Genomic DNA, 10952 nt, shown 5'->3' on the forward strand with positions numbered 1-10952 from the left:
CGGCGGTTGTCGCCGCGGCGCACCACGCGCGCGGGAAAGCTCAGGCGATCGTCCTCGACGCGGCAGAACTCCTGCGGGATCACGGTGTCGAGCCCGGCCGGCATGACGGCGCCCGTCATGATGCGCACGGCATCACCCGCGGCCAGCACGCCGCGCCAGGTGGCGCCGGCCAATGCCGTGCCGACGATGCGCAGCGAGACCGAGGCATCGCTGGGCGCGTCGTCGCGCAGCAGCGCGCCGTCGAAGGCGAAGCCGTCCATGGCGGAGTTGTCGTGCGGCGGCACGCTGACCGGCGAGACGATGTCCTCGGCCAGCACGCGGCCGAGCGCCTGGCGCAGGCCGAGCTGCTCGCGCTGGGCGACGACGGCGCCCTCGACCAGCCGCTCGATGAAGCTGCGCACGCCATCGACGCCGAGGTCCTGGGTGTCGTGGCAGGCGAGGCCGGCGGCGATGTCGGCGATGCGGCCCATCGGTGCGCTCATCCGCCGATGTAGCTCATCTCGACGCGGCGCTGCGCCTTGGCGCCGCCATCGTCGGGGCCGCGCAGCGCGCGCAGTTCCGAGTAGCGGTCGGCGCGGCCCTGCCAGACATGGCCGATGGCCGAGGCGATCTCCTCGTCGCTGGCGGCGCCGCGCAGCAGCGGGCGCAGGTCGTGGCCGGCGCTCGCGAACAGGCACAGGTAGAGCTTGCCCTCGGTCGACAGCCGCGCACGGCTGCAGTCGTGGCAGAAGGCCTGCGTGACGCTGCTGATGACGCCGATCTCGCCGCGGCCGTCGGCATAGGCCCAGCGCTGGGCGGTCTCGCCGGCCACGCTGGCCTCGAGCGGGCGCAGCGGGAATTCGGCGCCGATGCGCGCGACCACCTCGGCCGAGGGCAGCACCTCGTCCATGCGCCAGCCGTTGGTGGCGCCGACGTCCATGTACTCGATGAAGCGCAGCACGACCTTGCCGTCGAGCTGGTCGCGGAAGTGGCGCGCCATCGGCAGGATCTCCTGCTCGTTGGTGCCGCGCTTGACCACCATGTTGACCTTGATCGGGCCCAGGCCCGCGGCGTGCGCGGCCTCGATGCCGGCCAGCACGTCGGCGACCGGGAAGTCGACGTCGTTCATGTGGCGGAACACGGCATCGTCGAGGCTGTCGAGGCTGACGGTCACGCGCTGCAGGCCGGCGGCCTTGAGCGCGGCGGCCTTGCGCTTGAGCAGCGAGCCGTTGGTGGTGAGCGTGAGCTCGAGGGGTTCGCCCGCGGGCGTGCGCAGCGCGGCGAGCTGCTCGATCAGGCCCTCGATGTTCTTGCGCAGCAGCGGCTCGCCGCCGGTCAGCCGGATCTTGCGCACGCCGTGCGCGGCGAACAGGCGGGCCAGCCGCGTGATCTCCTCGAAGCTCAGCAGCGCGCTGTGCGGCAGGTACTGGTAGTCCTGGTCGAACACGTCCTTCGGCATGCAGTAGCTGCAGCGGAAGTTGCAGCGGTCGGTCACGCTGATGCGCAGGTCGGTCAGCGGCCGGCCTAGGCGGTCGTGCAGCACGCCGGTGGCGGGCACCGCGACGCCGGGCACGGCGAGGGCCGCGCGCGCGCGGCCGATCTCGGCGATCGGGATGACGGTGCTGGAGCTGCTGCGGTTGTTCATGGGGCGAGGGGTCCGATTTTGCGCCATGGCCCAAGGGCCTGTGCCGCGCAGGCTACTGGATCGCGCCGCGGCCGACCTTGCCCGCGGTCAAGCTTCGGCGATACGGGGCCGTTCAACCGCGGCAGAGCTTGAGGTTGGTGCGGGTGGCGCGCACCACCGGCAGGTAGATCTCGGCGTCGGCCGGCGGGTATTCCTCCTGGATCTTCTCGTCGCTCTTGCCCGCGCTCTCGGCCAGCGGCGCCAGGGTCTGCAGGCAGGCGGCGCGGTCGCCGAGTTTGTACTGGGTCAGCGCGAGGTCGTTGCGCATCCAGCCCTTGCTGATCCAGTCGAGGGTCTTGTCGCACTCGGTGAGCACGGGCGCCAGCGTGGTGAGGGCGGCGGCGTAGTCGCGCGCGTCGTAGCGGCGCTTGAAGCCCTGGCGCGAGGCGGCCACGGCCTTGTCGGTGCAGGCCGGGGCCGGGCGGGTGTAGGTGCCCTCGAAGGTGGCGCGCGCGCCGCAGCTGTCGCGGCACTGGTCGGCGCCGTTGCTGCCGACCTTGACCGTGCCGCCGTTGACGGTGAAGTTCACCACGCAGCTCGAGTCGTCGAGCTTCGCCGTACCGCGCGCCACGTTGCCGTCGAGCGCGCAGGTGTGGGCGTTGGCGCCGATGGTCGTGATGTCGAAATGGCCGTTGGGCTTGACGCGCAGCGCGCCGTTGCCGCCCTGGTAGATGTATTCGCCGGGCGGCGGCGAGGCGAACTCGGCGCGGGCGAGGCCGGCGGCGGCGAGCGCCAGCACGGGGAGGAGGCGGACGAAGGGCAGGGGGCGTGGAGCGTTCATCGGGCGTTCTTTGCGCAGGCGGCGACGGCCCGGCCAGTGTATCGGCCGCGCCCCGCCTGGCGGGTTCTCGCCATTCCCATGCAGCCTGTCTGGACATAGACAATGCGAACAATTATCATTTGTGCGCCTGAGTACGTAGCGAATGGACGACGCAAAGGGCTTCTTTCAACCAGGAGCTTTGTCATCGTGCCCTACGTTCTTCCCGCCTTGCCCTATGCCTTCGACGCGCTCGAGCCCCACATCGACGCGCAGACGATGGAAATCCACCACGGCAAGCACCACCAGACCTACGTCAACAACCTCAACGCCGCGTTGAAGGACACGCCGCACGAAGGCCAGCCGGTCGAGGCGCTGATCGCCGGCGTCGAACAGCTGCCCGAAGCCCTGCGCGCGCCGGTGCGCAACAACGGCGGCGGCCATGCCAACCACGGCCTGTTCTGGACCGTGATGGCGCCCGTGGGCCAGGGCGGCGGCGGCCTGCCCGAGGGCGAACTCGCCAAGGCCATCGATGCCGACCTCGGCGGCTTCGAGGCCTTCAAGGAGGCCTTCACCAAGGCCGCGCTCACGCGCTTCGGCAGCGGCTGGGCCTGGCTCACGGTCACGCCCGCCGGCAAGCTCGCGGTGGAGAGCAGCGGCAACCAGGACAGCCCGCTGATGCGCGGCATCGGCTCGGGCAACGTGCCGATCCTCGGGCTCGACGTGTGGGAGCACGCCTACTACCTCAAGTACCAGAACCGCCGCCCCGAATACATCGCGGCCTTCTACAACGTCGTGAACTGGGCCGAGGTGGCCCGTCGCCATGCCGCGGCGCTGCGCGGCGGAAATTCCGGCGCATGAACCCCGACAGCTCCGAGCAACCGGCCGCGGCCCCCGCCATGCACGGCCCGCGTCCCGCCCGCAGCGCGCGCGAATGGCTCGGGCTGGCGATCGTGGCGGCCGGCGCGGTCGTCGTGGTGGCGCATTTCTGGCGTTTCGTGACCGCCGACCCGGTGGTCTGGAACGCGTTCCTCGGCGGCTCGGTGGCGGCCTTCGCCACGGCGCTGGGCACCACGCCGGTGATCTTCTCGCAGCGCCTGCCCGACCGCGTGCAGGACACGCTGTTCGGCTTCGGCGCCGGCGTGATGCTCGCGGCCTGCGCCTTCTCGCTGATCATTCCGGGCCTCGAGGCGGCCAAGTCGATCGGCGTCTTCGGCGGTGGCGACTGGGCGGCCGGCGGCGTGATCGGCGGCGCGATCCTGCTCGGCGGCATCGCTCTGATGGTGATGGACCGCGTGCTGCCGCACGAGCATTTCATCAAGGGCCGCGAGGGGCAGGCGGCGCGCCAGATCCGGCGCACGTGGCTCTTCGTGTTCGCGATCGCGCTGCACAACGTGCCCGAGGGGCTGGCGATCGGCGTCGGCTACGCGGCCAACAACGGCCTGCGCGCCGACGCGCTGGCCACCGGCATCGCGATCCAGGACGTGCCCGAGGGCCTGGTGGTGGCGGTGGCGCTGCTGGCCGCGGGCTACAGCCGCAGCTTCGCCGTGCTGATCGGCATGGCCTCGGGCCTGGTCGAGCCGCTGGGCGCGGTGCTCGGCGCGGCCGTGGTCGGCCATTCGGCGATGCTGCTGCCCTGGGGCCTGGGTTTCGCGGCGGGTGCGATGCTGTTCGTGATCAGCCACGAGATCATTCCGGAGTCGCACCGCAAGGGGCACGAGGCCTTCGCCACCGGCGGGCTCATGGTGGGCTTCGTGCTCATGATGCTGCTCGATACGGCGCTCGGCTGAGCGGCTGCGGCGCGCAAGAAAAAACGCGGCGGGCCTGGCGGTCCGCCGCGTTTTTGCTTGAAGGGGGCGATCTCAGCCGTGCTTCACCGCCACCGTTTTCAGCGTGGTGAAGCCGTACAGCGCCTCGAAGCCCTTCTCGCGGCCATAGCCAGAGGACTTGACGCCGCCGAAGGGCAGCTCGACGCCGCCGCCGGCGCCGTAGTTGTTGATGAACACCTGGCCGCTGCGCACGCGCTTGGCCATGCGGAACTGGCGCGCGCCGTTCTCGGTCCAGATGCCGGCGACCAGGCCGAACTGGGTCGCGTTGGCGAGCGCGACGGCTTCGTCTTCATCGGCGAAGGCCATGGCGGCGAGCACCGGGCCGAACACTTCTTCCTGCGCGAGGCGATGGTTCACCGGCACGTCGCGCAGCAGCGTGGGCGCCTGGTAGAAGCCGGTCTCGGGTGCTTCGTCGACCACGATGCCCTGCGCCACCATCGGGATGCCGGCCACCTGCGCGTCGCTGAGGAAATCCCACACGCGCTGCTGCTGGGTCTGTCGGATCAGCGGGCCGACGTCGAGGTCCATCGCGGCCGGGCCCACGCGCAGCGCCTCGAACGCATGGCCCAGGCGCTCGAGCAGCGGCTCGTAGATGGCTCGCTCGACCAGCACGCGCGAGCCGGCCGAGCAGGTCTGGCCGGCGTTCTGCACGATGGCGTTGATCAGCACCGGGATCGCCGCGTCGAGGTTGGCATCGGCGAAGATGATCTGCGGGCTCTTGCCGCCGAGCTCGAGCGTGACCGGGCAATGGCGCTCGGCCGCCACCTGCTGGATCAGCGTGCCGATCTTCGGGCTGCCGGTGAAGCTGATGTGGTCGATGCCCTCGTGGCGCGCGAGCGCGTCGCCCACCTCGTGGCCGTAGCCCGTGACGATGTTGAGCGCGCCGGCCGGGAAGCCGACCTCGGCCGCGAGCTGCGCCACGCGGATCAGCGACAGGCAGGCGTCCTCGGCCGGCTTGACCACGCAGACGTTGCCGGCCGCGAGCGCGCCGCCCACGCTGCGCCCGAAGATCTGCATCGGGTAGTTCCACGGGATGACGTGGCCGGTCACGCCGTGCGGCTCGCGCCAGGTGAAGACGCTGTAGCCGTCCTGGTAGGGGATGGTCTCGCCGTGCAGCTTGTCACAGGCGCCGGCATAGAACTCGAAGTAGCGCACCAGCGCGAGCGCATCGGCGCGCGCCTGCTTCACGGGCTTGCCGCAGTCGCGCTGCTCGATGGCCGCGAGCTCGTCGACATGCTCGGCGATCTTCAGCGAGAGCTTGAACAGCAGCCGGCCGCGGTCGGCCGCGCTGACCTTGTGCCACACGCCCTCGAAGCAGTCGCGCGCGGCGCGCACCGCGCTGTCGATGTCGGCGGCATTGCTGCGCTGGATCTCGTCGTAGGGCTGGCCGTCGGAAGGGTCGATGACGGGGAGGGTGCGGCCGGAGGCCGAGGGAACGTCGGCGTTGGCGATGAAGTTGAGCTGCATGGGCCGGGATTTTGCGCGAAGCGGCGAAACCCCGCGCGCCGTCTAGCGTGCGGCCCTGGGCAGCGCCTTCACCGCATTGAGCATGCGCTCGACATGCTTGTCTGGATTGAGGTTTTGGTAGTACGAGGCGACCTTGCCGTCGGGCGCGATCACGTACGACAGCCGGTTGGCGAAGTCGGGCCGGGTCTGCATCACCGCGTCGAAGGACTGGATCACGCTCTTCGATTCGTCGGAGGCCACGGGAAAGCGGCTCTGGCAGGACTTGACCGAGAACTTCGACAGCGTGTCGATGTCGTCGGCCGAGACGCCGATCACCGTCGCGCCCAGGGCCGCGAACTGGTCGATGGCCTCGGCGAAGGCATGGGCCTCGATCGAGCACTCGTTCGAGTCGGCGGCCGGAAAGAAGTACAGCACGACCGGCCCCTTGGCGAGCGCATCGGCCAGCGAGTAGCGGAAGGTCTTGCCGCCGAGCGCCGCGGTGGCGGTGAAGCGGGGCGCGGGGTCGCCGATGTCGAGTGCCGCGTGGGCGGGTGCGCAGAGTGCCGCCGCGGCCAGGGTAAGTGTGAGGGTGAGGGTTCCGAATGCCGCGCGCGAGAAGGTCGGAAGTTGCATGGCGGTGTGCTCCGGTCGCTGTGGGGGCGGATTCTAGGACGATGCCGCCGCTGAAACCGGCGTGGCGTGCGCGCCGTACCCGCTGCAGGGGCCGCGCTCGAAAAGAGGGAAGATGCGGCCCCGGGAGCGCGCTCATCGCGCCGATGGTGGGGAAGGACGGAAGAAATGACGAATGCCTGGATCCGGCGCGCGCTGCGCCTCGTGTACGCCCTCGGCCTGGCCGCGACGCTCGCCGCCTGCGGTGCGCTGCCGCCCGCGCGCGAACGGCCCGCCGAGCATGCCGCGGCCTTCGATCCCTCGACCCGGCTGGCGAAGATCGCCGAGGCCTCGACGCCGCCCGGCGAGCACTCGGGCTTCCGGCTGATGCCGCTGGGCGTGTATTCGCTCGACGCGCGCATCCAGCTCGCGCAGCGAGCCCAGCGTTCGCTCGTGGTGCAGTACTACCAGCTCGAGAACGACGCCACCGGCCGGCTGCTGCTGCGTTCGCTGCGCGAGGCCGCCGCGCGCGGCGTGCAGGTGCGCCTGCTGGTCGACGACCTCTACACCATGAAGAGCCAGCAGCTGCTGCTGGCGCTGGCCGCCGTGCCCAACGTGCAGGTGCGGCTGTTCAATCCCTTCTGCTGCGGGCGCGGCGGCGGGCTGCTGTCGCGCTTCGCGGCCTCGCCGCTGGAGATCGCGCGGCTCAACCACCGCATGCACAACAAGCTGTTCATCGCCGACGGCGCGATGGCCGTGGTGGGCGGGCGCAACATCGCCGACGAGTACTTCGTGCTCAGCGAGGCGCAGAACTTCATCGACATGGACGCGCTGGTGGTCGGCAAGGTGGTGCCGCAGCTCGAATCGATCTTCGACACCTACTGGAACAGCCAGCAGGTCTGGCCCGTGGCCGACATCGTGACGGGCGAGGGCGGCCGTGCGCCGGCGGCCGCCGATTTCGACGCCTGGATCGGCATGGCCGCGCCGCCGCCGAAGATCGTGCTGCCGCCGGTCGACATCCTCGGCTACGGGCCGATCGCCGAGGAGCTCGACGCGGGCCGCATGGGCCTCTTGTGGGGCGAGGCGCGGGCCATCGCCGATCCGCCGACCAAGCCGACCACCATGACCGCCGAGGAGGCCATCGCCACCAGCGTGACGATGAAGGTCTGGACCCTGATGCTCGATGCGCAGAGCGAGGTCGACCTGACCTCGCCCTACCTGGTGCCGGGCGAGCGCGGCATGGCCGCCTTCGAGGAACTCACGAAGCGCAAGGTCAAGCTCACGCTGCTGACCAACTCGCTGGCCGCCAACGACGAGCCGCTGGTGCACACCGGCTACGCGCGCTACCGCGAGCGGCTGCTGCGCAGCGGTGCCGACGTCTACGAGCTGAGCCCCAAGCGCACCAGCGCGGGCGAGCGCTTCGGCATGTTCGGCAAGTCGCTGGGCCGGCTGCATGCCAAGACCGCGGCCATCGACAAGCGCCGCATCTTCATCGGCTCGATGAACCTCGACCCGCGCTCGGCCAGCCAGAACACCGAGATGGGCGTGGTGGCCGACAGCCCGCAGCTCGCGCGCGAGATGCTGCGCGTGATCAACATCAGCAAGCTGCAGAACTCCTACCGGCTGCGGCTGGCCAAGGGCACGGGCACCCTGGAATGGCTCACGACCGACGGCGAGAAGGAGCTGATCCTGACCGCCGAGCCCGAGTCGGATTTCTTCCAGCGCTTCTACAACATGCTGATCGCCCCGATCGTGCCCGAGATGCTGCTGTAGCCTCGGGGGGATGGCGCAGACCTTCACGTCCCTTTCCGCCCCGCAGGTGATGCTGTGGGGGCTGCTGTTCTTTGGCGGCATCTACCTCGGCTTCGGCGCGCTCAACACCCTGCTGACGAAGCGCGTGCTGCCGGCGCTGGGCATCGGCCGGGTGCTCGACCCGCGGCCGCTGCAGCCCGGGCAACTGCGGCGCGAGCTCACGCAGTCGGGCATCTCGGTGCTGATCTTCGGGCTCGGCATGGTGTTTCCCTGGGGGCTGCTGCAGCTGGGCTGGGCGCGGCTCGATCCCGATGCGGGCTGGCGCCAGGTCGTGGCAGAGATCGTGGTGCTCGCGCTGTGGAACGACGTGCATTTCTGGCTCAACCACCGGCTGCTGCACACGCGCTGGCTGCGGCGCTTCCACGGGCCGCACCATCGCTCCTTCGTGACCACGCCCTGGGCCACCTACAGCTTCCATCCGCTGGAGGCCGCGATGCTCGGCAACGTGATCCTGCTGCCGATGGTGCTGCACGACTTCAGTTTCTGGTCGCTGGCCTCGGTGCCGGTGTTCAGCTTGTTCTTCAACAGCGTCGGGCATTCGAACTACGACTTCTTCCCGCGCGTGTCGTACAGCCACTGGTTCGCGGCCAGCCGGCGCCATCACCTGCACCACGCCTGCCACAACGGCAACTACGGCTTCCAGTTCACCTTCATGGACCGGCTCTTCGGCACCCGCATCGCGGCGGACGCGGCCGAGCCGCTGTTCCGGGGCTTTCGCGACAGGCAGCGCGGCCGTGCGGCCACGCACGATGGCAGGCCGGCCTGAGATGCCGCGGCTGCGTCACTGGCGCGACTGGCAGAGCCTGTTCTACCTGGCGGCCTTGCCGGTGCTCGCCGCCTGGCAATGGGTGCACGGCTTCAGCCTCTGGCTCTATGCGCCGATGCTGTTCCTCACGCTCGGCGTCGGCGTGATCCACCACAACCACGTGCACCTGCGCATGTGGCGCGGCCGGCGCATGAACCGGCTGACCGACTTCTGGATCACGCTGCTGCAGGGCCATCCGACCTTCGTGTTCTGGCCCGCGCACGTGGCGAACCACCACCGCCATCGCCATGGCCCGAAGGACGTGGCGCGCACCTACCGCTTCGGCGGCGACACCAACCACCTGCGCGGCTACCTGCTGCATCCGTTCCAGGCGGTGTGGGTGCTGTTCCCGCTGTTCATTGCGTGGCTGGGCCGCCTGTATCGCCATCGGCGCGGGGCCTGGCGCTACTGCATGGCGCAGTACGCACTGTGGCTCGCGAGCTGGGCCGTGCTGCTCGCGCTCGACTGGCGCAAGGCGCTGGTGTTCGTGATCCTGCCGCAGCTGCACGGCCTGCACTGGCTGCTGGCCACCAACTACCTGCAGCACGCGCATGCCGACGGTCGCCGGCCCGAACGAGGGGCGCGCGGCGATACCCCGGGTACCCCGCTGAACTACGCGCGCAATTTCGAGGGCTGGGTCAATCCGCTGCTGTTCAACATCGGGCTCCACACGGCGCACCACGAGAACCCGCATGCCCATTGGTCCGAGCTCAAGCATCTGCATCGCACGCATTACCGCGCGCGCGTCGATCCGTCGCTCAACGAGGGCGGGCTGGTGCCGTACATGGCGCGCGTGTTCGTGCTCAGCGCGGTCTGGCCGCGATGGCGCAGCCGACCGCTGATGCCGGGCGATTCCTTCACTTCCTGACACATGCCAGTTCCCTTCCAACGCGTCTACCTCGAAAGCGCCGGCTACTTCATGCCGGGCGACCCCGTGCCCAACGAGCGCATGGACGACTTCATCGCGCCGCTCAACCGGATGTCCGAGCGCATCAAGCGCCGCATCCTGGCCGAGAACGGCATCCGCACGCGGCACTACGCGATCGATGCCGAAGGCGCGACGCGCCACACCAATGCGCAGATGGCGGCCGGCGCGATCCGCGACTGCCTGCGCCGCGGCGGCGCCGAGCTGTCGCGCGTGTCGCTCTTGGCCAGCGGCTCCTCGGGTGGCGACACGCTGATGCCCGGCTTCGCCAACATGATCCAGGGCGAGCTCGCTGCAGCGCCGATGGAGACGCTTGCGGTGCACGGCATCTGCGCGGCCGGCGTGTCGGCGATCCAGGCCGCGGCGCAGGGCATCGAGCTGGGCGCGCACCGTTCGGCGCTCGCGGTGGCCAGCGAGATGCCCTCGCGGCTGTTCAAGCGCTCGCGCTTCGCGGCGCGCGGCTACGAGACCGACTTCGACTCGCACTTCCTGCGCTGGATGCTGTCGGACGGCGCCGGGGCGCTGCTGCTGTCCGATGGCGCGCCCGCGCTGGCCGGTTCGCCGGGCCTGCGGCTGCGCCTGAAGTGGGTGCACCAGCGCTCGTTCTCGGGCGACTACCCGGTCTGCATGCAGCTGGGCCTGACCGAGGACCGGGCGCGCGGCCACCTCGACTTCGCCTCCTGGTCCGAGGCCGAGGCGGCCGGCGCGCTGTCGCTGCGCCAGGACATCCGGCTGCTGCCGCACCTGTTCGACATCGGCATCCACGAATACGCGGGGCTGGTGCGCGACGGCTGGGTCGATCCCAAGCGCGTCGACCATTTCCTCTGCCACTACTCGTCGGAGAAGTTCATCCCGGTGGTCGAGGGCCTGATGGCCAAGGCCGAGCTGTCGATCCCGCGCGAGCGCTGGTGGAGCAACCTCGCGTGGCGCGGCAACACCGGGGCGGCGTCGATCCTGGTGATGCTGGCCGAGTTCCTCCACACCCGCGCGCTGAAGCCCGGCGAGCAGGTCTTCTGCTACGTGCCGGAGTCGGGGCGCTTCATGGCGGCCTACATGCTGTTCGAGGTGGAGGCGGTGGAGGCGCCGCCCGTGATGGTCGCGCCGCG

10 protein-coding genes and 1 pseudogene are annotated in these 10952 nt (G+C 70.2%); 6 read left to right on the forward strand and 5 right to left on the reverse strand.

The annotated features are described in order from the left end of the window. The 3 genes and pseudogenes from AC27VN_RS19930 to AC27VN_RS19940 form a co-directional block, all read right to left on the reverse strand. A pseudogene (locus tag AC27VN_RS19930) lies at positions 1-482 on the reverse strand (molybdopterin molybdenumtransferase MoeA); the annotation flags it as partial. After that, positions 479-1624: a GTP 3',8-cyclase MoaA gene (gene moaA, locus AC27VN_RS19935; protein WP_490877622.1), complete on the reverse strand. Its 1146-nt coding sequence runs from the start codon at positions 1622-1624 to the stop codon at positions 479-481. The pseudogene AC27VN_RS19930 and the gene moaA, both read right to left, overlap by 4 nt. 112 nt (positions 1625-1736) lie before the next feature. Further along, entirely contained in the window at positions 1737-2444 is a 708-nt protein-coding gene (locus tag AC27VN_RS19940) for a hypothetical protein (RefSeq protein WP_490877623.1), read from the reverse strand. Positions 2445-2630: 186 nt separating this feature from the next. Between AC27VN_RS19940 and AC27VN_RS19945 the strand changes: the two genes are divergently transcribed. Together AC27VN_RS19945 and AC27VN_RS19950 are read left to right on the forward strand one after the other, a co-directional pair. Next, complete coding sequence (locus tag AC27VN_RS19945; protein ID WP_490877624.1) at positions 2631-3281, forward strand: superoxide dismutase; 651 nt, start codon at positions 2631-2633, stop codon at positions 3279-3281. A gap of 38 nt (positions 3282-3319) precedes the next feature. Then, positions 3320-4210: a ZIP family metal transporter gene (locus tag AC27VN_RS19950; RefSeq protein ID WP_490877630.1), complete on the forward strand. Its 891-nt coding sequence runs from the start codon at positions 3320-3322 to the stop codon at positions 4208-4210. A gap of 72 nt (positions 4211-4282) precedes the next feature. Here AC27VN_RS19950 and AC27VN_RS19955 read toward each other — a convergent pair whose 3' ends face one another. Further along, complete coding sequence (locus AC27VN_RS19955) at positions 4283-5716, reverse strand: aldehyde dehydrogenase family protein (protein WP_093341372.1); 1434 nt, start codon at positions 5714-5716, stop codon at positions 4283-4285. A 42-nt stretch (positions 5717-5758) separates the two neighbouring features. Continuing rightward, positions 5759-6328 carry a peroxiredoxin gene (locus AC27VN_RS19960; protein WP_490877625.1) on the reverse strand — a complete coding sequence of 190 codons (570 nt, stop codon included), beginning with the start codon at positions 6326-6328 and terminating at the stop codon, positions 5759-5761. 165 nt (positions 6329-6493) lie between these two features. Between AC27VN_RS19960 and AC27VN_RS19965 the strand changes: the two genes are divergently transcribed. The 4 genes from AC27VN_RS19965 to AC27VN_RS19980 all read left to right on the forward strand — a co-directional run. Continuing rightward, a complete protein-coding gene (locus AC27VN_RS19965; RefSeq protein WP_490877626.1) occupies positions 6494-8077 on the forward strand; it encodes a phospholipase D family protein in 1584 nt (527 codons plus the stop codon). A gap of 10 nt (positions 8078-8087) precedes the next feature. Continuing rightward, complete coding sequence (locus AC27VN_RS19970; RefSeq protein WP_490877627.1) at positions 8088-8882, forward strand: sterol desaturase family protein; 795 nt, start codon at positions 8088-8090, stop codon at positions 8880-8882. Next, positions 8866-9789, forward strand: a complete 924-nt coding sequence (locus tag AC27VN_RS19975) for a fatty acid desaturase family protein (RefSeq protein WP_490877628.1) — start codon at positions 8866-8868, stop codon at positions 9787-9789. The genes AC27VN_RS19970 and AC27VN_RS19975 overlap by 17 nt, the downstream gene beginning before the upstream one ends. A gap of 3 nt (positions 9790-9792) precedes the next feature. Continuing rightward, a partial coding sequence (locus AC27VN_RS19980) for a beta-ketoacyl-ACP synthase III (RefSeq protein WP_490877629.1) occupies positions 9793-10952 on the forward strand: 1160 nt, incomplete at its 3' end.

The organism is Variovorax sp. 20P10.2.4 (assembly GCF_058244205.1).